This is a genomic window from Solicola agrisoli, assembly GCF_049059935.1.
Classification (GTDB): domain Bacteria; phylum Actinomycetota; class Actinomycetes; order Propionibacteriales; family Nocardioidaceae; genus JAURVT01.
This window is the reverse complement of record NZ_JBMGQR010000034.1, coordinates 1-23,650: the sequence shown is the minus strand read 5'-3', so window position 1 is coordinate 23,650 and position 23,650 is coordinate 1. Positions and strand designations below refer to the sequence as shown.

Here is a 23,650-nt window from a genome sequence, read left to right as displayed (position 1 = left end):
CCCTTGTCAGGCTGTGGTGATCGACTCAACGGCCCACGGGCCGGAGTCGTCGGGGCGGGTGAGGGTGACGAAGGTGCCGAGGCGCTCGACCCCGAGCACCCGGCCGGCGGCGTTGTGGCGGGCCACGCTCACGATCCGGACCAGCAGCACCGATGTCGGGGTGGCCTTGCCGCCCTCGGCCTCGTCGCCGTCGGTGACGGTGGCGGTGGTGTAGCCGTCGACGTCGGCCAGGTCGATCCACTCGGCCCCGCCGGAGGCCGGGATCGGCTTGGCGACGGCGGCCGCGTAGTCGTCGGTCAGCCACCTGGACGCCCGCCGGAGCCCGTCCATCGGCGTACGGTCGATCCGGGTGTCGACGACGAAGTTGGTCAGGGCGACCGCGTCGGCGACCTGCTCCGCATTGCCGGTGTCGACAGACGCCGGCACGGGCAGCTCGCCACGCGGCTGCCCCGGCCCGCCGGGGGCCACGAGCTCGATCCCATCCGGGTCGGTGGTCGCCGCGGTGCTCCCGCCGACGAGGCGGGTCTGCTCGGGCTCGTCGGTGCCACACGCGACCAGCGCGAGCGCCGCGGTGAGCACGAGTGCGCCGGCGCCCAGACGGCGCCCACCGGTGGTCATCCGTCGGTGCCTCACCGGCTCGCGGTTCATGGGCTCATCGGTCATGGGTTGAGTCCCTTCTTGCGCAGCCAGTCGTTGGGGTCGACGTCGTCCTGGGCGTAGCGGCCGTTCCTCGGGTGCACCTCGAGGTGCAGGTGGCAGCCCGTGGAGTTTCCGAGGGTGCCGACGTAGCCGATGACTTCACCGGCGGCGACCTGTTGGCCGTCGGCGACGGCCAGGCGCATCATGTGCGCGTACCAGGTCGCAAGGTTGCCGGCGCCGGTGGAGATCTTCACGAAGTTGGGGCCGGCCCAGCCGGACTGGCCGCGGTCGCGGACCACGATGCCGGCGTGGACAGCCCGGACCGGGGTGCCACACGGGGCCGAGTAGTCGGTTCCGGTGTGGTGGCGGGCCCACAGCGAGCCCGACGAGCCGTAGTTGTCGCGGTTGACGTACTTGCCCTTGGCGACCGGGAGCTGCACCGGGCCGGTCGCTCCCCCACCACCGGCGCCGGTGTCGGTGGGGGTGCTGAACTTGGTTCTGGCTGCGGTGGTGATCTTCTTGACGTAGTCCTGGGTCTCGGGGAACGGCGGGACGCCTCGGTACTTGGTGACGTTGCCCATCCCGGCGTTGTAAGCCGCGAGCGCGAGCTCGAGCGGATCCCCATCCAGGACGCCGGTGCCGATCTTGGCAGTGACCTGGGCCGCCAGGGCGCACATCATGTCGCCCTGCGAGCCGATCGCGTCGACCGGGTTGAACACGTCGGCGACACCGTCGCCGGAGTAGTCCTTGCCCCAGGTCGACCAGGTGCCGGGCATGAACTGGCTGATCCCCTGCGCCCCGGCCGGCGACCCGGCGTCAGGACGCCACCCGGACTCGGCCTCGACCTGCGCGGCGATCACCGGCGCGCCGATCTCCTTGCACTTGGCCCCGGCCGCCAAGACCGCGTCGCGGAACTGCGCCGGGATCGCACCTGCAGCGACGTTGCCTACCGATTCTCCCCCGCCGGGCGTGCTCGGGCCTGCGGTCGCCGCGACCACCACCACCGGCAGCATCAGCACCGCCAGGCCGCCCACGATCGCGGACGCGATCAGGCCGGTGGCGCCGGTGTCTCCTCCCCCATGCGTGGCCACCGGTTACTCGATGAAGCCGGTGTGGGGATCGACCTGCGACAGGAAATCCCGGATGCCTTCTTCGTGGTCCGCCAGGCTCAGGTCCGAGTTGTCGCTCGTCGACGTCCCGAAACCGTAGCCAGGATTGGGACCGCTGACCCAGTCATAGAGGTAGGTGCCAGGCGTATCAGGGTGTGCTCGGACCTCGAAGGTCTCGCCGTCGACGTGTAGGCGCATCGGTGTGCGACTCCTAGCTCTCGCCGCGGACGTGGCGCAGCAGGGCGGACTTGGAGAATCGCAGCGTGGTGCCCATCTGACCGCACGGCAGCTCACCGGCTTTGGCGGCGCGGTGCAGGTGCGCCTCGCTGATCTGCAGCAGCCACGCCGCCTGCGGCTTGGACAAGATCTCGGGCAGCGCGTCGATCGCCTCGATGGTCGGCAGACCGTCCGGTGCTTTGCGTTGCCGAGGGCGCGACGCGAAGTCGGCACCACTGACCTCGGGGGCGCTCATGCGCACGCCCCGAGGTAGGAGCTCAGTCGTCGGGTTCGTCGGCCTCGGGGTCGATCGATCCCGCACCGGGTAGCTCGTCGGCGGGTGTGCCCTCGCGGATCATCTGCTCGAGCAGCGACTTGGAGAACCGCCACCGGTTCCCGAACCGGCGGCCGGGGATGACTCCCTCGGCAGCCCACCGGCGCACCTGCACCGTCGAGGCGTTGATCATCAACGCCACCTGCTGAGGGGTCAGCACCTCGGGCAGCGCGTCGTAGTCGGCCGCCGTGAACTCCTCGCCTGTAGCCATCACGGGCGAGCGTATCGCTCATCGAAGCCCCCTTGGTCGACAGAACGGCCAGTTTCAGGCCCTCACCACACGGCACATGTCGCCAGTACCGGTTTAGTCACTATAGAGCACACACAGGTCATCTCCAACGCTCTGAGATGATCAGCAGGCAGTTGAATATCGAACTGCGTTCTCCAGCGTCGTGAGTGTCGATCTTTGACCCCACCCGGGTGTACGTTGTCCGAAATTTGCCGGACGAGGGTCCGAAAGCATCAGGATCACCGGGGGGTGACGACGCCAGATGAAGTCCTCGCAGCAGGACCCTTCCCCCTGGGCTGTGGGTCCAATCCTCAAGAACCCGGCCACTTCAGAACCCAGGAGTCCAGCAACAACCACCAGGCGCTCCGGCGGGCTCGTGGCCGCCCCTGCTCCTCGGAACCGGGTCGTGACCGCGCGCACGACCACACCGTGCCCGGCGGCTACGACATTCACGTGGGTCGGCGCACACGGTGGCGCTGGCGCGACCTCGTTGGCCGCGGGCAGTGGCCGCGGCACCGACCTGACCGGCGTGTGGCCCGACCCGGCACTGGGGTGGCCCACTGCAGTGGTCTTGGTGTGCCGCACCAACGCCGCCGGCCTGACCGCGGCCGGCCGGATGCTCCAGGAGTGGGCATCGCGAGCCGTCCCAGACCTCGACGTCGTCGCCCTGGTCGCCGTCGCGGACGCACCCGGCAAGCTGCCCCGCACCCTTGCTCGGCGGTTGGCCGAGATCCAGACGGCCGTGCCTCACCTGCTCACTGCCCCGTGGGTGCCGACCTGGCGCGAACACCCGTACGTCGCCGACCCGGCAGCCGCCACGATCGCCGCCCAGGTCGAGCGGCTCGTCGCGGCAGCCATTCGGCCCAGCCGAATCCCGCCCAGCCGCCTCCAGGAGGGCTGATGCCAGATCTCGACCTGGTCACCACATTCCTGACCGACGCGATGTGGGCGGTCATCGCCGCTTCCGCGCTGGGTGTCGGCCTCTGCCTGGCCCGGATGCGCAGAGCAGACCGACACCTCGTCGCCACACCGAGCGATGAGCCCCACGACCACACCGACCCTGTCGACCACCCTGCCAGCAAGGAGAACTGACCATGCTCGATCGCATCGCCCTCACCGTCCTGACCGCCGTGCCCAACCCCAGCCCCGACGCACCCCCCGAGCTCGAAGGCAAGGTCGACACCATCCTCGGCCTGGGCCTGTGGCTCGTCTTCGCCGCATGCGTCGCCGGCGTCATGCTCTGCGCCGGAAAGATGGCGCTCGCCTACCGCCGCGGCGACCTCGGTGAGTCCTTCGGCGCACTCGGCGGCGTCGCCGTCGCCTGCATCCTCGCCGGCAGCGCCTCGGGGTTCGTCAACTTCCTGATGTGACACCCGGCGCCCACCCCAAAGACCACTGCACCAACAGGAGAACCCGATGACGATGGGACACGACCCCGGCGAAGGGCACAGCATCTGGACCCCGCTACGACTCGGCATCGCCTCCGCCGTGTTCATCGTGGTCGCCGTCCTCATCACCGTCCTGGTCGTGCGCAGCGGCGACCAGGAAGCTGCCAGCGAGCCCGCGGACCGCGCCGGCACCACTTCGACGCCGACTCCCACACCCACCAGCTCGGCCCCGACGGCAGGCGAGACGTACGAGTCGGCGTGCGGCCTCCGCGGCGGCAGCCTGCAGCAGCCCACGCAACAGCCCGCCGACCTCACCTGGGAGCGCGTCGACGGCTGGGCGTACCCAATCTCGCCGTCGGCGGGCCCTGGTCGTCGAGACGCAGACGGCGCATGGTCGTGCTTCGCACGGACACCCACTGGCGCAGTCGTGGCTGCGTACACCATCAATGTCCGACTTGGCCTTGCTTCGGACTTCGACGCCGTAGCTCGAACGCAGACCGTCCCCGGCATCGGTCAGAACGCCTTGCTTCAACGCGGGCAAGAAGAGGGGTCGGCAGGTGTAACCGACACCAAGGGATTCGTTTTGGAGAGCTACACCAACGACGACGCGGTGCTGAGCTTCTACCTGGTGCAGAGCGGGCAGCTGTACACGTGCTCGACCTCGGTCCAGTGGCGCGACGGAGACTGGCGCGTCCGACTTGAGACGAACGGCGATGGGTTCTCCGGCTGCGTCGACGGCGCGCCGTCGCGCTTCATCACCTGGGGTGACCAGTAGATGTGCGGCATCAAGAACGTCGGCGGCTGCGTCTCCGACGCTGCGGGCAAGGTCGCCGGTAGTGCGGGTGAGTCGGCGATGGATGGGATCGCGAACTGGTTCAACGAGGCCGCGGAGTGGTCGATCAAGAACCTGACGGCTGCGTGGTTGAAGGCTCCGGCGCCGGACGTCGACTCGTCGACGTCGGTGGCCGGGTGGCTGGGTGATCGGTTGTGGTTCCTGGTGTTGGCTTCGATGGTGGGCTCGATCTTCTTCGCCGCCTACAAGATGGCCCTGACCCCGCGCGCGGAGCACCTGCGCAGCCTGGGCGAGTCGTTCGCCATGGTGATCTTGACGGCGACGATCGCCGGGTCACTGGTCGCGACCAGCGTCGAGGCCGGCGACGTGTTCTCCCAGTGGATCCTCGATCAGGCCGATCTGGACCTGACCGACTCGTTCTTGCTCCCGGCCGCTCAGATGAACCCCGGTTTTGTGCTGATGGTGGCGCTGGTGATGCTCGTCATCCAGGTGATCCAGCTGGTGCTGATGGTCGTGCGCAACGCGATGGTCATCTACCTGGTAGCGATGCTGCCACTGGCCGCCGCGACGTCGACGACGGCCGCGGGCAAGCAGCGGTTCTCCAAGGCCATCGCGTGGCTGATCGCGTTCGTTCTCTACAAGCCCGTCGCCGCCCTGATCTACGCCGGTGCGTTTAAGCTCCTCGGGTCCAAGGACGACATCCTCGCCCAGGCGACTGGCCTCGCGGCGGTCATCCTCGCGGTGATGGCACTGCCGGCGATGATGCGCTTCCTAGTTCCGGCCACCGCCCAGATGACGTCGGGCAACGCCGGCGCGATGGCTGCCGGGCTGGTGGGCGCTGGGCTGGCCACCGGCGCGATGGTCGCCAGCGGCGGCGCCTCGGGCGGCCTGTCGGGCTCAAGCGCGGGGGCCTCAGCGATGGGCGGCACGTCCGCGACAGGCGGCGGATTCGGTGGCGGATTCGGTGCCGGTCCCGACGGGGCCGCACCCGGTGGCGGCAGCGGTGGCACCGGCAAGTCGCCTGCACCTGGCGGTGGCCCCACCCCAGCGTCGGGGTCCGGAACGCCCGACAGCGGTGGAAAGGACGACGCCTCAGGACTGGTGTCCGGTGGTGACACCGACGGCCCGTCCGGAACCCCCCACTCCCCCGACACCCAGACGCCACGCCCACCAGCTGAGACCGGAGGCGGCAGCTACGGCGCCCCGTCCGGTTCGGGTTCCCCGGTCTCCGGTGGCGACACCGCAGGCGGCGAGTCCTCGTGGCACAACATCGGCGGCGCCGCCCGGTTCGGCGCCGACCTCTCCAGACGATCGGCTGACGGCGCTTCTGGCGTAGTGGAGGACGACCAATGACGACCACCGCACCTACTCACGCGCCCACGCAGGTCCGCCGCACCTATGGCAACTGGGTCTCCCAGCGCACCCCCGGCCTGGGCAACGCAGGCCTGCTCGCGACCGGCATCCTGCTCCTGGGCGGCATCGTCGCCATGATCATGATGCTCACCGCGGGGCTCACCGCGGCGCTCGTCGTCGCGGCCCTGGCCGTGGCCGGCTTCACCGTGGTTGGAACCCCGGTCGGCGTCACGCTCGTGCGCCGGATCGGGTTCACGCGCCAGTCCTCGGCCCGCGCCCACCAGGGCCGCTCGGGCGTGTTCGGGACCTCTCGCCAGCCGCACAATCGGCTGCCCGGAATGCTTGGCCGCACCACGCTGCTCGAGCGCGACGACGCCTTCGGGAACCCGTTCGTCGTCGTGAAGAACCCGCGCCGGCGTGGCCTGTTCACCATCGTGGCGCGCTGCGTCGCCGAGGGGCCGGCCCTGCAGGACCAGGAGCGCCTCAACCAGTGGGTCGGCGGCTACGCCACCCTGCTGGGGTCGCTGTCGTCCGAGCGCGCGCTCGAGTGCGCCAAGGCGATCACCGACACCGCGCCGGACCCGGGCGGCCGCCTGGAGTCGATGGTGGCCAACGCGCGCTCTGAAAACTCGCCCGATCTGGCGCGGGCGGTGATGGACGAGTGCGTGCGCACCTACTCGGAGACCTCGTCGGAGAACGTCACCTACTTCGAGCTCACGTTCCGGGGCCGCGGCCTGTCCAGGCGTGGCCGCGAGGACGAGATTCTGTCCGAGCTCGCCCGCAAGGTGCCGGGCATCCTGGGTCTGTTGCGTACGGCCGGCGGCGGCGCGGTCGAGATGGTGTCGGCAGGCGAGCTGTCCAAGGTCGTGCGGATGGGCTACGACCCGGCCGCCCAGAGGTGGCTCGACGCCGCCGAGTTCGCCGGCGACCCCGCCGAGGTGCCGTGGGACCAGGCCGGCCCGGTGGCCGACCAGGCCGGTTGGGACCACTACCGACACGACTCCGGTGTCTCGGTGACCTGGGAGATGACCACCCCACCCAGGTCGGCGATCAACGAGCTTGCCCTGGCCGACCTGCTTCGGCCTGATGCGGACTTCACACGCAAGCGCGTGGCGATCGTCTACCGGCCCCACACCCCTGAGGACTCGGCCAAGGTCTCCGAAAACGACTCGCAGACCGCGAACTTCCTCGCCGGCAACACCAAGAAGCGACCCACCGCTTCCGCCAAGGCCCAGATTCGCGCCACCGAGCAGGCCCGCGAGGAGGTCGCCACCGGCGCCGCGCTGGTCCGCTTCTCGGTCATGGTCACCGCCACGGTGTCCGACCCTGACGACCTGGTCCAGGCCGTCTCCACCGTGGAGTCCCGCGCCGGCACGGTGCCGCTGCGACTGCGCCGCTGCTACGGATCGCAGGCGGCGGCGTTCGCGACCACCCTGCCGGTCGGGTTCGTGCCCTGGGCCCACACCCAGGTCCCCGCCCACGTCCGCGACTACCTCTAAGGCGGCCGCACATGACCCTCAGTCCCCCGCGCCCCAAGCTCGGACTCGCACGGCTCGGACGGCGCCGCGCCGACCTCGCGCCGACGCCGGCACCATCGACGGCACCCAAGACCGACAAGAGTCGCGGCGCTGGCGGGTCGGTGGGCCTGGGTGGTTCGATGGGTCCGCGTGGGTGGCGCGGCGCCGGTGGCGGCGCCTGGAACGTCCTACCCGTCCCGCCGTCCTACCGCGGCACCTCCGTCCAGGTCTGCGGCCTGTGGCCCTTCTCCGGCGGCTCAGGCCGCCCGGTGGTCGGCGTCCCGGTCGGTCACGACCTGACCACCGGCACCACCGTGTGCTGCGACCCGATCAACTTCTTCCGTCACGGCCTGATCTCCTCACCCTCGATGCTCGTCCTTGGTTTGCAGGGACTGGGCAAGTCGTCGTGGACCGTCCGTCAGATCCTCGGCCTGGCCGACCAGGGCGTCACTCCGCTCGTCCTGGGCGACATGAAGGCCGAGTACGTCCAGGTCATCCGCGCGATCGGCGGTTCGGTAATCCGCGTCGGCGACACTGAGCGCATCAACGTCCTGGACCCCGGCGCGATGGGCGACGCCGCCGACCGCATCGGCGGCGAGGCCGGCGACGTCCTGCGCGAGCAGGCGATCGACCGGTCGGTCACCCTGGTGACCGCCCTGGTGCAGATCGTCCGCCGCCAGCCGCTCGAGGACTGGGAGAACACCCTCGTCACCCGCGGCATCCGTCAGCTCGTCACCGCGCACCGCGCCGCCGGCCAGCTGCCGCCGACGCTGCCTGACCTGGCCCGCCTGATGGTCAACCCCGACGACCAGATGATCCGGGCCGCGCTCGCCGGCGACCGGGCCGAGTTCCTGTCCTCGACCAAGCGCCTCGCCAGGTCGCTCGAGGCGCTCCTGGACGGCGCGATCGGGCGCACCTTCTCCGGTCAGACCACCAACAGGATCGACCTCGACGCCCCCGGCGTGGTCGTCGACGTGTCCGCGATCCGCCGGCACTCAGACGACGTGAAGGCCGCGATCATGCTCGCCACCTGGTCCGAGGGCTACGCCTCGGTCGAGGCCGCCAACGCGCTGGCCGAGGCCGGGAAGGCACCGCAGAAGCACTACCTGATGGTGATGGACGAGATGTGGGAGATGCTGCGCATCGAGGGCGCCGGCCTGGTCGACAAGCTCGACGGCCTCACCCGCCTGAACCGCAACGACGGCGTGGGCAACATCTTCATCACCCACTCCCTCAAGGACATGGAGTCGATGACGTCGGCGGCCGACGCCCGCAAGGCCCGCGGCTTCGCCGAGCGCTCCTCGATCGTTGTCACCGCCGGCCTGGCGATGGACGACCTGCGGGCACTGTCCGAGGTCAAGCGCATGTCCGAGGTCGAGATGCGCACCGTGGCGTCCTGGTCGACCCCGGCCGGGTGGAAGCAGCCGATGATCCGCGACCCCCTCACCGGCATCACCCGCCCCGCACCCCCACCAGGGGCCGGGAAGGTCCTGATCAAGGTGGGCGAACGCGCCGGCATCCAGACCCAGGTCAAGCTCACCGGCGCCGAGCTCGCCATGCACGACACCAACACCCGCTGGATCGCCGGCGCCCACTTCTCCTCCCCTGCACCAGAAACACTGGGCCCGTGACGACCAACCAGCACCTCACGTTTCTCGAGGCCGAAGCGACCTCCCTGCTGCGGCTGCTGGAGAAGGCCGCCCAGGCCTCACCGGACCACACCACCAAGGCCGACCGCCGGCGCCTGGTCAGCGGCTGGATCCTCAACACCGACCGCTTCACCCCCGCAGCCCTGCTCGACGAGCACGGCGATGCCAGCTGCGCGGCTCACCTGACCGCACTGTGCACCAACGGCGACTACTCCCCCGCCCGGTGGCGCATCGCCCGCAAGCAGTTCACCGGCCGCCCCCGCACCACCTGACCCCACCCAGGAGCGCACCGATGGTCCGACCCGCCAGCAGCACCCCGACCGGCACCAACGACGAGGCCTTCCTCATCGGCGGCGCCATCGTGCTCGGCCTGACCGGCTGGGCCGTCACCTATGCGGCTCTGTCCTGGACCGGACAGGACCCGCCGGTCAACCCGGCCAACATCGCGATCGGGCTCGCCTCCGGCGACCTGGCCTGGACCACCGCGACCACGATCATCGCGGTGGGCACGGGCGTCGCCGTGCTGCTCGTAGTCGCGCTCGTCGCACTGGCCGTGGCGCTCGTCCGTGGCCGCCCGGTGCCGATCGACGCCGCAGCCCGCCACATGGCCACCCGCCGCGAGATCGACGCCTACACCCACAAGTCGACCACCAAGAAGGCCGCCGGCCTCGTCGTCGCACCGAGCCAGACCGGCATCGGTCTCCCGCTCGGGCTGCACCTGCCGTCCAAGGCCCGGTTCTGGTCCTCCTGGGAAGACATGATCGTCCTGATGGCCGGCCCGAGGACCATGAAGTCGTCGTCGTACACGATCCCGCTCGCGCTCGCCGCGCCCGGCGCGTGCCTGATTACGGAGAACAAGCGCGGCGTCCTGGACCACACCCGCGGCGCCCGGGCGCAGATCGGCCAGGTGTGGGTGTTCGATCCCCAGGGCGTCGCCGACGAGCCGGTGGGCTGCTGGTGGAACCCGTTGACGTACGTCACCGATGAGTCCCGCGCCGAACGGATGGCCCGCCAGATCGCCGAGTCGACCCGCACGCCGGGGCACAAGACTCCGTACTTCGACGACGCCGCGGTGTCGCTGATCGCGAACCTGCTCCTCGCGGCGGCCTGCGAGCGTCGAACATTGCCCACCGTGTATTCCTGGCTCGTCACGCCGACTGACGAGCACCCCGTCGACACACTACGCAACCACGGCTATCCCACTCAGGCCGACGACCTGTACGCCAAGGCGCACCTGTCGGACCGCCAGCGCGACGGCGTCTACGGCACCGCGCAGCAGGTGATGAGCTTCTGCACCAATCGGCGGATGATGGCCTGGGTGACACCCCCGGCCGACGCCCGCGCACAACGCTTCGACCCGCACACCTACGTGCGTTCCACCGACACCCTCTACGCGCTGTCCAAGGACGGCAACGGCTCGGCCGGACCGCTGGTCGGCGCGCTCACGATGGCGGTGTTCGACGCGGCGGAGGAGTACGCCACCGAGGAGGGACGCATGCCGGTCCCGTTGGTCGGGCTGCTCGACGAGGCCGCGAACGTCTGCCGTCTCACCGAGCTGGACTCCAAGTACTCCCACTACGGCTCGCGCGGCATCATCTTGATGACCGTCCTGCAGTCGCCGGACCAGGCCGAGGAGATCTGGGGCAAGCACGGCTGGAACAAGCTCTGGTCGACCGCGAATGTGAAGATCTACGGCGGCGGGGTCTACAACACCGAGCTTCTGCGCCAGATGTCGGACCTGATCGGCACCTACGAGCACCAGACCGGTTCGACGTCGACCGGCCGCGGCGGCCGGTCCCGCTCGAGGAGCGTGACCGACAAGCCGGTCTTGACCGTCTCAGAGCTCGGCGCACTTCCCCGCGGCCGCGCCGTGGTGATCGGGTCGGGCATCCGTCCGGCCCTGGTCAAGGTGGTCCCTTGGTTCAAGCAGACCAAGGACCTGCGTGCCCGGGTCGAGGCCTCGCTCGAGCAGCATGATCCCGTGCGTGCCCGGCGCCGCCCGGCCGCGGTCGCCGCCGTGGTCGACCCGACCGCCGGCCCCACCCCGGCGCGGTCGCCGTGGGACGTCGGACCGATCGAGCGATGAGCCTCGACGACGGCCTCACCGTCCCAGGACCACCGCAGCGGGACGACGTGCCAGCACCCGCCGACGGCGAGCCGGTCAACCACTTCTCCGACGTGTACTCGTTCGTCGACGAGTACCTGGCGTACGTCTACGGCCGGCCCGTCAAGCGCCAGCGAACCGACTTCCGGTGGTGCGCCCAGTGGTACCGGCACCCCGAGGCACTGTCTCGGCTCGACGCGCTCTGGCAGGCCTTCGAGACCCTGCGACTCACACCCGGTACCGGCATGTCCGTCTGGTGGATCAACCACGCCGAACCCACCATGACCGCCCTCACCGACACAGAAGGCACCTTTCGCAGCTGCGACGACACCACACACACGCCGTTCGTCACCTTGCCCACTCACAGCGCGCCAGCACAGCTCCGACAGCACCAGAGAACCGGCGCCTGAGAGAACGCCCTGGGACCGACGCGCACGCGCATGGTCTCGACCACCTGACAATCCAGACATTTATGTAACGATTTGGTAACGGGCCTGTGGAAAAGTTGGGGCGTCTGTGATCGCAGGGACTCGTGTGACTTCGGCCCGGGGCCTGAACGCGAATTGATCTGAGTGGGCAGAGGGCCGTCTCCGAATATGTGGGGCTTAACGCCTTGCCTACGTCCAGATCTAGTGGTGACCTGCCGGAGCTATCAGGTAGGCTGTGGATAACTACAGTGTTGTGATTACTTCTGCAACTCCGTCGGTGCCAGGTGTCAGAATGGACTCGTCACCCACCGTGGTGTAGCAGTCAAAAATTTCAGAGTCCAAGACGCACGAAGGCCCCGGAGTCGACGTGATGTCTGATCCAGGGCCTACATGGTGATGCTTGGTCGCTTGCCAGTGTAGGACTACCGCCAGCAGTTGCGTACCCCTACGCGCTTTTCTGACCGAGATCAACATCACCGGTTCTTGGACCTTCGCGGAGCAACCTCGCTTCCGAAACCAAGGAAACCCATGAGAATCCTGATCTCTTTTGGTCCTCTGCGGCCCCAGTTCTGCCCGCCGATGTTCGACACCCTCACGGGGGTGACCCATGGATATCGCTGAGTGCGTCGTGCGCAACGATATGGTCCCCGATAGCCGGTACGACGGCATGTGGAAGTCGATCATCGTCGACGCCGACATCAAGCAGCAGCTCGTCCGCTCGGTCGCGCTCGGGTTGAATCTGCGCACCAGACTGCCTTTCCACGCCACCGCCCTGCACGGGCTCGCTTTGCTGACCGGCCCGCCGGGCACCGGGAAGACCACGCTCGCGCGTGGCCTTGCCCAGCAGGTCGCCGCACTAGTCGGCGACGACAAGGCCCGATTCATTGAGGTCAACCCCCACGGCCTGATGAGCGCCGAGCACGGCCAGAGCCAGCAGCGCGTCTCCCGCCTGCTCGCCGAACACATCCCGGACCTCGCCGCGGACGGCACCCCGACCATCGTGCTGCTCGACGAGGTCGAATCCATGGCCGTCGCCCGCGGCGCCGCGTCCCTGCAGGCCAACCCGGCCGATGTGCACCGTGCGACCGACGCCGTTCTGACTGCGCTGGACGACGTCGCGGCATGCGCGCCGCACGTCTTCACCGTGGCGACCAGCAACTTCATCGAGGCGCTCGACGAGGCGTTCGTGTCTCGCGCCGACATCGTGGTGACCGTGCCGCTGCCAACCAAGGACGCTGTCCAGGCGATTCTGGCTGCCACGCTTACTGATTTCAGTGCCGCCTACCCGGCGCTGGGTCGTCTAGCCAAGGACTCTGGCCTGGCCAAGGTTGCAGGCAAGCTCGAGGGAATCGACGGACGTGGTCTGCGCAAGCTCGTCTCGACGGCCATGCTCGCCCGCACGGAGACGACCCTGGACCCGAACAAGCTCACGCTCGCGGACCTGCGAGTCGCTGCAGAGCGGGTCATGGCGGCCCACACGGCGAAGACGGAGGTGGGCTGAGATGGAACGCACCCGCAAGATCGCGGCGTCGCCCGTCCGGCCGGCGGGTGAGGCGTGGAACGTGGTGAAGACCCTGCTCGCCGACAGCCTCGAGAAGAGTTCACAGGTGCCCGACTCCTCGGTCCGGGCAGCCCTAGCGCCGCTGGACGGCGTCGTCCCGTCCCTGATCGCCAGCGGCTACCTGGCAACCAACGCGCTCGTGCTAGTCGCCGGCGACCTCAACGTCAACATCTTCGCGGTGCGGGGCGACGACGCTTTTGCGATTGAAGAGCACCTCAACCCGCTACCCGGAGCGGGAAGCGCGCCGGAGGCGTGGCGTCTGTATGTCCCGTCGCCTCTGCACCTGCGAGAGATCGTCGGTGCAGCCTGCTCGGACGACGCTCACCTCATCTCCGGCAAGCCGCCGGCAGCGACCGAGTCGGCCTCGGCAACCGCCTCGCGGTCGTACACCATCGACCCTGCTGCTCTGCGGCGGATGTGAGGCAGCCATGACGAGCTCATCTGTCGGCGTGCACGCTCTGACGCGGACGCACACCGCGAACCACCTGTCGGACGTCATCATGTCCTCCGTCGGCGACATCCTCGCCGCGCTGAAGATCAACACGAACCGCTTCTACAGCGACTGGACCCAGGACTGCGCTGCCATCAGCGCGTGGATCGAGGAAGGAACCCTCAAGACGGTCGCACTGGAGTGCCACCGGCCCGATGGCGTCGTCAAGCCCGTCTTCGACTTCGACGTCAGCTACACAAATGGGGGTGTCGGCGACCGGAAGTTCGTCGCCGACAACGCCTCGCTGCTCAAGTACATGGCGAAGCTTGATGAGGTCCCCGCCGGCACGACGTACCGCTTGTTCTGCTCTTTCAACAGCCACTGGCACTCCCCCCAGGCCGGCTGGAGCCCCGGCAGCAAGGCCTCCACCTCCGGTCTACGCAGCCGCACCGTCGGAACGCTCGCAGGCGGCCCGGACGCGACCGCCACCACCCGCATCCACAGCTGAATTGAGCCATCCATGACTCTCATCGACGACGCATTCGCCGGCCTGAAGACCAATCTCGAGATCACCGCCGCGGAGCAGAAGCTCGCCCAAAGCCGTCACGTTCTCATCCGCGACCACATCCGCACGCGCTGGAGCCTCAGCGCCGACTTTCTCACCGGCAGCTACGACCGGCACACCAAGACCAAGAAGCTTAAGGACGTCGACCTGTTCGTCGTCATCGACCCTGAGGGCGACCAGGGCGACTTGGCCTCGGGGTCGGGGACGGCCGCAGTTGACGCGCTCGCAGAGGTACTGGGCACCAAGTGGAGCGATGTCTCCACGGACGAGACAGTCGTGACCGTCGCCTACGCCGGGGAGGACGTGGCCTCCTACGAGGTCGCGCCGGCGTTCGGCACCGCCGAGGGTTACAAGATCCCCAATGGCGCTGGCTGGATGGAGACCAACCCGAACAAGCACGCAGAGATGGTCAGCGCCAAGAACCAGGCGTGCGGAAGCAAGTTCGTACCCCTGGTAAAGATGATCAAAGGGATGAACCGGGAGGCTGGCGAGCCCATCTCGCCGTCGTTCCTGATCGAGGTCATGGCCCTCGACCTCGTCCAGGCACCGCTCGGGCGGTACCAGGACGAGGTCCGATTCTTCCTTGCGGCCGCGGTCGACGCCGCCCTTGAGGACTGGCCCGACCCGGCAGGGCTCGGACCGGACGTCAACGGCAGCGCACAGCCCTGGGAGCGCACCGCGCACCAGAACGCGTTCCGCACCTGGCATGCGGTCGCCGAGGAAGCCATCCTCCTAGAGAACGAGGGTCAAGAACGCGCGGCGGTCGCCAAATGGAAGACCTTGTTCGGCTCTAGGATGCCGGGCTGATGACAGCGGAACCGTCGGACGACGACCCGACCACGGACGACGAAGCAGAGAAGTACGACCCCGGACCGATCAACCAGCGTCAAGAGACGCCGCACGCACAGCGGTTCCTCAAGGCTCAATCCCGGCTGTACAGCGACGCCGAGAACATCCGCAAGCTCCGCCTACCCGTCACCGCAGCGCTCGCCGGGCTATCCGTACTTCTCGGACTCGCCCTTCCCGACGCTCGAACCGTGATCGGCGTGGCCGGTGTCGTGGTGAGTTTCCTCTGGTCGGTGCTGGCGTTCGTGCCCGAGCGACGACGTCGCAACGATGCGGTCGCCACCCAAGAGGAGTTCGACTGCTACGTGTACGACCTTCCCTGGAAGCCGAGCGCGGTGGACCATCCCTCGGCCACCACGGTCGCCGAGGCCGCTGAGCGCTACGAGGGCGAGCGCATGGCGCGGTGGTATCCGCGAACGGGACCCCTTCCTCGCCCGTTCGACATCCTGGTCTGCCAGCGCAGCAATCTCGGCTGGGGCACCGCATCCCATCGCCAGTACTCGGCGTTCCTGATCGTAATTCTTCTTGCCCTCGTCGCCGTCACCGTGCTCATCGGGTGGCTTGTGGATGACGGTCTGCTAGTGGTCCTTCCCCTGCTAGCACCGGTCCAGGGCGTCTTCGAACTCAGTCGGGACCACCGCACGAGCGCGGATGACAAGGAAAAGGCCGAGGCCAAGGTCCGTCAGGCTTGGGAGGGGGCGCTCGTCGACCCGGCGACCTTGAGCATCGCTGACTGCCGCGACATCCAGGATCGAATCTTGTCCATGCGGGCCGGCAATGCGAGCGTTCCCGACTGGTTCGACAACTGGCGTCGCAACACCTACGAGGCCAGCATGCGGCAGAGCACCAACGTGTACATCGAGCAGGCCGTCCAAGCCAACATCACGAACTGATCGTCTACGCATACGCCGGTGACCGACCATTGATTCCGGGCGGGGTTGCTAATGGCAGCCACGGTCTCGCGCAGCTGGCCTTGCGCAAGTCCCACCCCCGACCGAGGCCGTGGATGGGAGTTCACAGAGCGCAGCCTGGCCCAAGGTCAGCAGGCACTATCTTCCTAGGTTTCTGACGCGTCCACGGCCCCGGCCGCGCGAAACGTTCCGGGCCTTTGCATCTTCGGGGCCCGTGCCGGCGCTGGCCGCAAGAGCTGGGTCTGTTCCTCGTTGGTGGTCGACCACACGCGCAGCTGCCCGGATGTCGTCGGGCACGTCGGGGTGGTCGAGCTGCGCATCGCGCGCGTCTCGCGCGGTCTGGCTGTCCCACTCCATGCCGGTGGTGACACCGGGGTCGGCCTCAAGGTCTGCGGCCTGATCGACGTCGAGCTTCGGCTCGTCCTCGTCGACGCCGCGCGCTTGCTGGATCTTCATCTCACCGAGGTCCGCGGCCATCGTCCGGTCTCCGAGCCGGTCGGCGGTGTCGGCCAGGTCGACGCCGTACTCGGTACGGATGTTGTCGTTGATCCGGTCGGCGTACGCGCCGAACCGCTCGGGCTCGAGGTCCTTCCAGTTCTGCGCCCCGTGCCAGGCCTTCACGACGACGTCCTGGGTCTGCTCGCGCGCGAAGTCCGGCTCGGCGGCGCGGCGGTAGGTCTGCTCGGCCACGCGCGCCTGAGCCTCGTAACGCTCCCGGGCCTCGTCCGACGCCTCCCGCTGTTCCTGCGCCTGGTGGAGCGCGCGGTCCTGTGACGATCGCAGCAGCGTCTCGGTCACCCGCGCTGCGCTCGTGAGCGTCAACATCGAGACGCCTTGGACCTCGTCCACCACATCGTCAGCCATCGCCTGCCCCCTTCATCGGTCGTACCCATCAGGCTTTCTACCCGCACCAGGTGCGCGTGAACCGGGGCGCTGACCAGGTGTCCTGGGCAGCGGGTCCGGTGCTCCGTCGACGCTCGGTGTGCCCACCACAGGTGCCTGGCTGCCGGGGCGCGGTGTACCCCGTCCAGCGGCCTGGAGTCGCTGTCCGAGCGCGACGTCCCGCTCGACGTCGGACGTGTCCACGACGCTGCGCTCGTCGCCGTACCCGGCCATCGGCACCATCGCCAGTCGCTGCACCGCTCGGGCGTGAGTCGCGCGCGCCTCGGCCATCTGCCGGGCGGCCGCCTGGCGGTCACGCAGCGCCGTCGCGGTCGCGACCAGCTGCTTCATTAGCAGCATGCCAGCGACCGTTCCTTTGCCGTCGGTGCGTGCTTGCATCAGCACAAACGCAGCACCCATCGCGGACGCCTTGTCGCGTGGGCGGGGGCTGGTCGCACGTCTGCTCACCTGCGCCGAGCGCGCCACCTGACGCGCCGCCGCGTTCAGCTCGTCGCGGTTGTCGGTGTCGAACCTGGCCCACGCCGACAGCGCCCCCGAGACGTCGCGTGCCGCGTCGGCCCATGCCAGATCGTCGCCCGGTTCGATGCGCGCCAGGCGGTCGTTGAACGCCGCCAACCGCTTGGACGCCTCGAGCGACGCCGACCCGGCCAGCTGCGCGTGCTCGCGGCCAGATTGAGCGGCCGGGGCCTGACCCCTCGCGGCCGCCGACCACTCGGCCGACGCTGCGTCGGCCTGCTCGAGCGTGGGTGTCTCGAAGCCCTCGCGGATGCGTGGCAGCGACAGGTCCTTGCCCAGGCGTCCGCCTCCGTAGAACACGAGCTTGTCGTTGTACTCGGCGGGCTTCAGTGCCGCCTTGTAGCCGGTGACGACGTCGGTGGTGCCCTTGGCGTAGTACGGCTTCACGACCACACCCGAGGCGCGCACTCGGCGGACCCACTCGGCCTCGTCGGCCGATGCCACGGCCGCAGCGCGGACGCGGTGTGCGAGCTCGACCGGTGCGGTGTTCGTCATCCCGGCACGCTCGGCCGCAGCGCGCTCGGCGGCCTTCTCGCCACGCACCGACAAACCAGCTTCGCGGCCGGCGACGGTGCGCAGCCCGTGGGCCTTCTCGATCTCCCGGCACGCGTCCTGGGCGCGCTTGTAGTCCAGGTACTCCCCACCCCACCGGGTGCCGTCCTCACGCACCGCCGACGCCGCGATGTGAATGTGGTCGTTGCCCTTCGCGGACGCGCCGTGGTGGATCGCGACCCACCTGGCCGGCGACTTGCCCGACCCCTCCTCGGTGAACCCCATCTGGTCCATGAAGTCGCGCGCGACCTGATCCCACTTCTCCTCGGACAACGCGCCCTCGTCGGCCGCCAGCGACAGCGAGCAGTGCCACACGTGCTGGTCCCGGTAGCCCATCACCGTCTTGCGCTCGGTCACCGGGTCGAGCGCCGTGACCTGCGACCTGACCTCGGTACCGAACGTCACCCGGGGCTTGTCGAGATAGTCCGCGATGTCGTTCGCGCCGGCCCGGTCCAGCTGCTCGTTGCCGTACCAGGCCATCAGGTGGACGTCACCGGATACCACGTGCGGGTTGTCGTGCTCGTTCGCCTTGCCGGGCCCCGCGAGGTACTGCACCAGGCCCCGCATGTCGCCTCCCTTGACCACGTTCGGTATCACGACATGCCACCGCCAGACGACGCGCTCGGACGCTGACCGGTGTCACCCGGGAAGCCCGAGTAGATGTCACCGACAGGGTGGTCCATGTCCTCGAGCAATTGCGTCAACCGGTCACAGACGCGGCCCAGCGCCTGAATCGCCGGCGCGGTATCGGGCTGGGTCTCCAGCGTCGCGTTCGTCGCCCGCGCGATCTGGTTGATGTTCACCGACACCTTCCCCAGCAACCGCACCACCCGAAACAGCTCACTGGCCAGCACGGCCTTGGTCTTCGCTGCCTCCGATCCACCCGACAGAGCGGACTCGACCAGCAACCGCGACACCGTGATGTCGCGCTCAGCGGCCTTCACGACCAGGCGGTACTCCTGGTCCTCGGTCACCTTCACCTTGTGCACGATCGTGCGCGGCGACCCCGGCTTGCGCACCTGCGGCACACCCAACCGCCGACGGCCAGGCGGTGCGGCCTCAGCGCCCGTCTGCGGCTCGTCGGTCATCTCTTGGCCCCTCGTCACTCGTCCCGTCTTCAGCCCAGCGCAGCGAGCCCGCCAGGGCAGTTCCACACCCCAGTGTGACAGCCCGGGACCGCCAGGTCCAGGGATGACGGGTACCAGGGCACCTCGTACCTTAGCTTGCTTCCCGCCACGTTCCGCTAGCAGTGTGGCGGGGGGCCTCCCCGTCTCGCGAGGACAAGTGCCCTTCGGGCACGCAGTTGTTGGTGAATCCTCCTGCTCCCGAGCCGCCCATCTTGATGCCGATCCCCAGGAGCGCAAGGGCGCTTCGCGTCGCTGCGCGATGACCCTGCGGGTCACCCCTGCGCACCTGGTGATCGGCATGGGCGGACTTCATCGGGAGCCGGAGGAAAAACGGTCACGGCGCCGCAGGCGCGCCCTCAGGCAGCACCCCTGTGCTGGGGACCGCCTGGAGGCCGACGACGAGACCCCAACCGGGGACAAACACCTACCAGAGCACCACCGACACGAGGAGCACACGATGACCCTGAACACCGTCACCATCCACCCGAACCTGGCCGCCGACCCGCAGCTGCAGTTCACGCCCAACGGCACCGCAGTGACCACCGCCGTGGTGCTGGCCAACCGGCGGGTGCGGGTCCCAGGCACCGACGACCACTGGCGTGACGCCACACCGACGCGCCACCGGGCCAAGGCCTGGCGCCGGCTCGCAGAGAACCTCGCCACGCTCACCGCCGGCACCCAGCTGGTCGTGGTCTGGCACGCCCGGACCGACACTTACGAACGTGACGGCCAGACCCGCTACGCCGACACCGTGGTGGCCGACGTCGTCGGCGCATCGCTCGCACACGCAACGGTCGACGTCACCAAGAACCCGCGCCCCAGCACCGGCCGTGACGACCTGGCGGCGAGCGCATGACCGCGCCACTGGCCCCGATGCTCACCCCCGACCAGGCCGCCGCCCGCCTCGGGCTGAGCGTCGACGACCTCGAGCAGGTGCGACGCGACGGAACCGGGCCGCGGCACAGCCGCTTCGACACCCAGACGGTCCGCTACTCCCCCGCCGCGCTGTGCGAATGGCGACATCACCAGCAACGACCGGAGCACCGAACCCGGCGCTGAGAGCGACATACTCCCAACCCACACCAACCGGACAAACCAGGAGGCGACCGAATGAGCACCGACCTCGACCTGCAGACCATCGAGAACGCAGCCAAAGAGCTCCTCGACACCCGCGTCGACGCCGTCCGCACCCTCGCCAGGGCCCGCGCCGACGTCGCCGCCCAGGCCGAGCAGCTGCGCACCGCCGAGGCCGCCGACAAGGCCGCCTACGACGCCGCCATCAAGGCCGGCTGGACACCCGACGAACTCCGCAAGGTCGGACTCGCCGCACCGGGTAAGACGCGACGCGGACCGCGCGGACCGAACCGCCGAACCAGGACCACCAGCACCGAGGAGACCGCGACGCCGGACGACGCCCAGACCGCGCGTGGGCTGTAGGTCTGCGAGCGACTTCGGCGACCTCAACTGCCACCACGAACGATCCCCACCCAGGAGACGACATGCCCCGACTCACACTCACTACCTGGCGGCCGGACCTGTTCCAGCAGATCCGAGCCGACCGCGGCCGCACCCTCGAGCAGGTCGCGATGGACGCCGACATCCACGTGGCCACCGTGCGCAGCTACATCTCCAACAACGCCCCCACACCCGCGAACCTGGTCGCGCTCGCAGCCGCGCTCGACGTCGCCACCACCGACCTCGCCCCACTACAGGACCCGCCCCGGATGCACGAGCTGCGATGGCACGCCGGCCTCACCGTCGCCCAGCTCGCCACCAAGCTCAATCTCACCGCCAACACCATCGGAGGCACCCTGCGCGGCGCCGCCCCCATCACCCGACCCGACCAATGGGCCCACGCCCTCAACACCGACACCCACACACTCGACGCCGCCTGGCACGCCACCCGTGAGGACCTCAAACGTCGGTAGGTTTCGCCCCATGGCACAGAACACCGTCATCCACTACACCTCCGACCTGTCCGGCAACCCCATCGACACAGACACCCCCACCATCCAGTTCGGCCTCGACGGCACCACCTACGAGATCGATCTCACCGACGACGAGGCTCTCACCCTGCGCGATGCCCTCGCCGAGTACACCGCCAACGGCCGCCGCGGCACCAAGGCCACCACCCGCAAGACCTCGCCGGCCAAGAACAGCACCAACACCGCCGACATCCGCACGTGGGCAGAAGCGAATGGTCACGACGTCCCCGCCCGCGGCCGCATCCCCAAGAACGTGCACGACGCATACGACGCCGCACACTGACCCACGCCCTCAGCACGCACCTCAGGCCGCACTGAGCCTGCTCAGCAACGAGCACACAACGACCCAGTCCATCGATCTAAGACCGCTCACGCGCCGGTAGACGATCGTCACGCGGGATGCGAGAAGCACCGTTCACTCCGTCGCCTACAACTCGATCTGACGCTGGTCTGTTTGGATAACCCGGTGAGTGAACTCCTGATGGTGACCCACCCCCAGGCTTCGCACCACGTCGAGGATCGTGTCGGCGGTTGGTTTGATTCGCACCTGACCGAGCGAGGTCTCAAGCAGGCGCGCCAGATCGCCGTTGCCATCCGCGAGCAAATCGGCGAGGACGCCGCGCTTTACAGTTCTGATCTGCGACGCACCACTCAAACCGCGGAAGCGATCTCGGTTGAAACGGGCCTCGAGGTCCAGACGCTGTTCGAACTTCGAGAGAAGTCCTACGGTGAGGGCGAAGGCCGACCTGATGCATGGTTCCGGGCCCGGTTCATTCCACCACCCCGCCACGGTGAGCGGATGGACCACGATGAAGGCGTGCCCGGCGCCGAGACCAAGGCGCAGTGGGCGCGCCGCGTGTACGCGGGTATGGATCGACTGATGTCCGATCCGGCGCCGCAGAAGGTGGTTGTTACCCATGGCGGCACCGCCACGTTAGTCATCGCTCACTGGATCGGCATGCCAATCACCAGCCTCGACGTGGTGAACTTCAGAGTCAGCGCAGGCAGCATCACCCACCTCGTCGAAGACGCCTACTTCCACAACCGTGCAGTGACACGCCTGAACGACACCCGTCACCTGGACTGAGCACGAGCCGACACCGAAACCCCCTTCGGGGAACGCCTCCCGACGCCGCTTACCCGCTGCTCACCAGCCGAACCTCGCCATCGGCTCGCAGGGAATCGCTGAGCGGTCACCGTTCTCGTCGTGGTCACGCGATCTGCATGGCGCTTCGACTCGGTTCGGTCGGTCTGCCAACATCTGCGTCATGGATCGCACCGTGTCGCTCGTTGTGGCGGGAGGCGTTGACCAGCGGGTCGTCGAGTCACTGTGGCAGCTCTACGCCTACGACTTGTCAGAGTTCCGCCGGACGATGCCCGATGCGATGGGACGCTTCAAGTCGAGCTGGCTGGATGAGGCTTGGACTGATGACTCCGCCGCGGTGTGTCTGACCCGACTTAGTGGGGTGCCTGCTGGTTTTGCGTTGGTGGCGGGCTTGGGAGAGGGCCAGCCGAAAAGGGTTCGCGCGTTCTTCGTGGCTCGTGGGGCACGAGCGAGTGGGCTCGGCTGGTGGTTGGCCACCGAACTCACGAATAGGTTCCCTGGCCGCTGGAGCATTGCGTTCCAAGAGGAGAATCCGACGGCCGCAAGGTTTTGGCGTCGCTGGTCCAACTCTGGGTTCAACGAGGTGACCGAGGAGCGCCGGCCCGTTCCTGGGAAACCGGATCTGCCCCCAGACGTCTGGCTGAGCTTCGATACCGATGACCAAGGAACCTGACCCACGGCGGGGTTCAGCGAGCCCGCGTGACGATCGTTAAGCGAACCCGCTCGATTGGCGCGTCTGGCTGGCTTGCCTGGTCCCGATCATCTAACGCGACACGTCGCCGACAGTCGATCCAACGGACTCGCATACGGTGAGGAATAGGCCGACGCCCAGCCCTCTCGGTCCGGCGGTGCGACCGCCAGCTCAGGTTGGTCGGGGAGGTCTGACTCTGCCACGCACGTACCGGCGACGGTTCTGCCACGTCAGATTACGTGGGTCGACATCGGGGTCGACATCAGTTCGATACAACGGATCGTCTTCTGGGGCGAACTGGGCGAACAGTTCTTGGTCCAGTTCGCCCAGTTCTGGTGCCGCATCTGTTCCCAGCAGCCACTTCGTCGACACCAGCCGAGACGCGAGGGTCTCTGCGGAGAACCGGCTGTTCTCGATTGAGTCCACCACCCAGGTGCGAAACCCGTCGGCGTTTCCGTAGCGCCGGACAAATGACAGCGCCGAGTATGCGCCGTCATCCGCGGCCACATCTTGGGCAAGGAGGTGACTGCGCGCATACCCGGCGGCTTGTTCGGCCATCTGGCGGGCCACCTGCTGCCTGACTGGAAACTCTGAAGGCTCGGTGTCGCTGAAGCTCAGGTCGAGCGCGTCCAGTACGCGCAACAGGGCCGGGCCGCCGCTCAAGGCGTCGACGAGTACCTCAGCGTCCCAGTCCTCGGC

At 68.5% G+C, this 23,650-nt stretch carries 31 protein-coding genes; 22 read left to right on the top strand and 9 right to left on the bottom strand.

Features of this window, described 5'->3' with window-relative positions; translation table 11 throughout:
* Window positions 1-6 precede the first annotated feature (6 nt).
* From ACI6PP_RS13155 to ACI6PP_RS13135, 5 genes are read right to left on the bottom strand one after another with little or no spacing between them, the layout of a single operon-like run.
* Window positions 7-663: a hypothetical protein gene (locus ACI6PP_RS13155; protein ID WP_421112051.1), complete on the bottom strand. Its 657-nt coding sequence runs from the start codon at window positions 661-663 to the stop codon at window positions 7-9.
* The gene (locus ACI6PP_RS13150; protein WP_421112050.1) at window positions 660-1,730 is read right to left on the bottom strand and encodes a peptidoglycan DD-metalloendopeptidase family protein; all 1,071 of its coding nucleotides are present in this window, start codon (window positions 1,728-1,730) and stop codon (window positions 660-662) included. Before ACI6PP_RS13150 ends, ACI6PP_RS13155 begins: the two co-directional genes overlap by 4 nt.
* 3 nt (window positions 1,731-1,733) lie before the next feature.
* Window positions 1,734-1,946, bottom strand: coding sequence for a hypothetical protein (locus ACI6PP_RS13145; protein WP_421112049.1), 213 nt, complete (start codon window positions 1,944-1,946; stop codon window positions 1,734-1,736).
* A 13-nt stretch (window positions 1,947-1,959) separates the two neighbouring features.
* Window positions 1,960-2,220 (bottom strand): helix-turn-helix domain-containing protein, encoded by a 261-nt coding sequence (locus ACI6PP_RS13140; protein WP_421112048.1) that lies wholly within the window; start codon window positions 2,218-2,220, stop codon window positions 1,960-1,962.
* A gap of 22 nt (window positions 2,221-2,242) precedes the next feature.
* Window positions 2,243-2,509: a helix-turn-helix domain-containing protein gene (locus tag ACI6PP_RS13135; RefSeq protein WP_421112047.1), complete on the bottom strand. Its 267-nt coding sequence runs from the start codon at window positions 2,507-2,509 to the stop codon at window positions 2,243-2,245.
* Window positions 2,510-2,789: 280 nt separating this feature from the next.
* On the opposite strand from ACI6PP_RS13135, the gene ACI6PP_RS13130 reads away from it, so the two are divergent.
* The 15 genes from ACI6PP_RS13130 to ACI6PP_RS13060 all read left to right on the top strand — a co-directional run bounded on the left by ACI6PP_RS13130 (window position 2,790) and on the right by ACI6PP_RS13060 (window position 16,054).
* Window positions 2,790-3,428, top strand: coding sequence for a DUF6668 family protein (locus tag ACI6PP_RS13130; RefSeq protein ID WP_421112046.1), 639 nt, complete (start codon window positions 2,790-2,792; stop codon window positions 3,426-3,428).
* A complete protein-coding gene (locus ACI6PP_RS13125) occupies window positions 3,428-3,619 on the top strand; it encodes a hypothetical protein (RefSeq protein ID WP_421112045.1) in 192 nt (63 codons plus the stop codon). The genes ACI6PP_RS13130 and ACI6PP_RS13125 overlap by 1 nt, the downstream gene beginning before the upstream one ends.
* Window positions 3,620-3,621: 2 nt before the next feature.
* Window positions 3,622-3,897, top strand: a complete 276-nt coding sequence (locus ACI6PP_RS13120) for a hypothetical protein (RefSeq protein ID WP_421112044.1) — start codon at window positions 3,622-3,624, stop codon at window positions 3,895-3,897.
* 46 nt (window positions 3,898-3,943) lie between these two features.
* Window positions 3,944-4,690, top strand: coding sequence for a DUF8175 domain-containg protein (locus ACI6PP_RS13115; protein WP_421112043.1), 747 nt, complete (start codon window positions 3,944-3,946; stop codon window positions 4,688-4,690).
* The gene (locus tag ACI6PP_RS13110) at window positions 4,691-6,061 is read left to right on the top strand and encodes a TrbL/VirB6 family protein (protein ID WP_421112042.1); all 1,371 of its coding nucleotides are present in this window, start codon (window positions 4,691-4,693) and stop codon (window positions 6,059-6,061) included.
* Window positions 6,058-7,560: an SCO6880 family protein gene (locus ACI6PP_RS13105; RefSeq protein ID WP_421112041.1), complete on the top strand. Its 1,503-nt coding sequence runs from the start codon at window positions 6,058-6,060 to the stop codon at window positions 7,558-7,560. Before ACI6PP_RS13110 ends, ACI6PP_RS13105 begins: the two co-directional genes overlap by 4 nt.
* Window positions 7,561-7,571: 11 nt before the next feature.
* Window positions 7,572-9,209, top strand: coding sequence for an ATP/GTP-binding protein (locus ACI6PP_RS13100; RefSeq protein ID WP_421112040.1), 1,638 nt, complete (start codon window positions 7,572-7,574; stop codon window positions 9,207-9,209).
* Complete coding sequence (locus ACI6PP_RS13095) at window positions 9,206-9,499, top strand: hypothetical protein (RefSeq protein WP_421112039.1); 294 nt, start codon at window positions 9,206-9,208, stop codon at window positions 9,497-9,499. Before ACI6PP_RS13100 ends, ACI6PP_RS13095 begins: the two co-directional genes overlap by 4 nt.
* A gap of 20 nt (window positions 9,500-9,519) precedes the next feature.
* The gene (locus ACI6PP_RS13090; protein ID WP_421112038.1) at window positions 9,520-11,313 is read left to right on the top strand and encodes a type IV secretory system conjugative DNA transfer family protein; all 1,794 of its coding nucleotides are present in this window, start codon (window positions 9,520-9,522) and stop codon (window positions 11,311-11,313) included.
* Window positions 11,310-11,741 carry a DUF4913 domain-containing protein gene (locus ACI6PP_RS13085; protein ID WP_421112037.1) on the top strand — a complete coding sequence of 144 codons (432 nt, stop codon included), beginning with the start codon at window positions 11,310-11,312 and terminating at the stop codon, window positions 11,739-11,741. The genes ACI6PP_RS13090 and ACI6PP_RS13085 overlap by 4 nt, the downstream gene beginning before the upstream one ends.
* 625 nt (window positions 11,742-12,366) lie before the next feature.
* The gene (locus ACI6PP_RS13080) at window positions 12,367-13,260 is read left to right on the top strand and encodes an AAA family ATPase (protein ID WP_421112036.1); all 894 of its coding nucleotides are present in this window, start codon (window positions 12,367-12,369) and stop codon (window positions 13,258-13,260) included.
* A 1-nt stretch (window position 13,261) separates the two neighbouring features.
* Window positions 13,262-13,741, top strand: coding sequence for a hypothetical protein (locus ACI6PP_RS13075; protein ID WP_421112035.1), 480 nt, complete (start codon window positions 13,262-13,264; stop codon window positions 13,739-13,741).
* Window positions 13,742-13,769: 28 nt separating this feature from the next.
* Window positions 13,770-14,258 carry a hypothetical protein gene (locus tag ACI6PP_RS13070; protein WP_421112034.1) on the top strand — a complete coding sequence of 163 codons (489 nt, stop codon included), beginning with the start codon at window positions 13,770-13,772 and terminating at the stop codon, window positions 14,256-14,258.
* Between the two features lie 12 nt (window positions 14,259-14,270).
* Window positions 14,271-15,122 carry a CBASS oligonucleotide cyclase gene (locus ACI6PP_RS13065; protein ID WP_421112033.1) on the top strand — a complete coding sequence of 284 codons (852 nt, stop codon included), beginning with the start codon at window positions 14,271-14,273 and terminating at the stop codon, window positions 15,120-15,122.
* Window positions 15,122-16,054 carry an S-4TM family putative pore-forming effector gene (locus tag ACI6PP_RS13060; protein ID WP_421112032.1) on the top strand — a complete coding sequence of 311 codons (933 nt, stop codon included), beginning with the start codon at window positions 15,122-15,124 and terminating at the stop codon, window positions 16,052-16,054. Before ACI6PP_RS13065 ends, ACI6PP_RS13060 begins: the two co-directional genes overlap by 1 nt.
* Before the next feature lie 156 nt (window positions 16,055-16,210).
* Here ACI6PP_RS13060 and ACI6PP_RS13055 read toward each other — a convergent pair whose 3' ends face one another.
* From ACI6PP_RS13055 to ACI6PP_RS13045, 3 genes are read right to left on the bottom strand one after another with little or no spacing between them, the layout of a single operon-like run.
* The gene (locus ACI6PP_RS13055) at window positions 16,211-16,936 is read right to left on the bottom strand and encodes a hypothetical protein (RefSeq protein ID WP_421112031.1); all 726 of its coding nucleotides are present in this window, start codon (window positions 16,934-16,936) and stop codon (window positions 16,211-16,213) included.
* 12 nt (window positions 16,937-16,948) lie between these two features.
* The gene (locus tag ACI6PP_RS13050; RefSeq protein ID WP_421112030.1) at window positions 16,949-18,610 is read right to left on the bottom strand and encodes a relaxase/mobilization nuclease domain-containing protein; all 1,662 of its coding nucleotides are present in this window, start codon (window positions 18,608-18,610) and stop codon (window positions 16,949-16,951) included.
* A gap of 26 nt (window positions 18,611-18,636) precedes the next feature.
* Window positions 18,637-19,131 (bottom strand): MobC family plasmid mobilization relaxosome protein, encoded by a 495-nt coding sequence (locus tag ACI6PP_RS13045; protein ID WP_421112029.1) that lies wholly within the window; start codon window positions 19,129-19,131, stop codon window positions 18,637-18,639.
* A gap of 298 nt (window positions 19,132-19,429) precedes the next feature.
* Between ACI6PP_RS13045 and ACI6PP_RS13040 the strand changes: the two genes are divergently transcribed.
* The 7 genes from ACI6PP_RS13040 to ACI6PP_RS13010 all read left to right on the top strand — a co-directional run bounded on the left by ACI6PP_RS13040 (window position 19,430) and on the right by ACI6PP_RS13010 (window position 22,933).
* On the top strand, window positions 19,430-20,026 hold the full coding sequence (locus tag ACI6PP_RS13040; RefSeq protein ID WP_421112028.1) for a single-stranded DNA-binding protein: 597 nt from the start codon (window positions 19,430-19,432) through the stop codon (window positions 20,024-20,026).
* Window positions 20,023-20,229, top strand: a complete 207-nt coding sequence (locus tag ACI6PP_RS13035; RefSeq protein ID WP_421112027.1) for a hypothetical protein — start codon at window positions 20,023-20,025, stop codon at window positions 20,227-20,229. The genes ACI6PP_RS13040 and ACI6PP_RS13035 overlap by 4 nt, the downstream gene beginning before the upstream one ends.
* A 51-nt stretch (window positions 20,230-20,280) precedes the next feature.
* Entirely contained in the window at window positions 20,281-20,607 is a 327-nt protein-coding gene (locus ACI6PP_RS13030) for a hypothetical protein (RefSeq protein WP_421112026.1), read from the top strand.
* 62 nt (window positions 20,608-20,669) lie between these two features.
* Complete coding sequence (locus ACI6PP_RS13025; protein WP_421112025.1) at window positions 20,670-21,098, top strand: helix-turn-helix domain-containing protein; 429 nt, start codon at window positions 20,670-20,672, stop codon at window positions 21,096-21,098.
* A gap of 10 nt (window positions 21,099-21,108) precedes the next feature.
* Window positions 21,109-21,438, top strand: coding sequence for a histone-like nucleoid-structuring protein Lsr2 (locus ACI6PP_RS13020; protein WP_421112024.1), 330 nt, complete (start codon window positions 21,109-21,111; stop codon window positions 21,436-21,438).
* A 183-nt stretch (window positions 21,439-21,621) separates the two neighbouring features.
* Window positions 21,622-22,242, top strand: a complete 621-nt coding sequence (locus tag ACI6PP_RS13015) for a histidine phosphatase family protein (protein ID WP_421112023.1) — start codon at window positions 21,622-21,624, stop codon at window positions 22,240-22,242.
* Window positions 22,243-22,423: 181 nt separating this feature from the next.
* Entirely contained in the window at window positions 22,424-22,933 is a 510-nt protein-coding gene (locus ACI6PP_RS13010) for a GNAT family N-acetyltransferase (protein WP_421112022.1), read from the top strand.
* Between the two features lie 189 nt (window positions 22,934-23,122).
* On the opposite strand, the gene ACI6PP_RS13005 is transcribed toward ACI6PP_RS13010, so the two are convergent.
* Window positions 23,123-23,650 (bottom strand): hypothetical protein (locus tag ACI6PP_RS13005; RefSeq protein ID WP_421112021.1); only part of this gene is annotated, 528 nt, incomplete at its 5' end.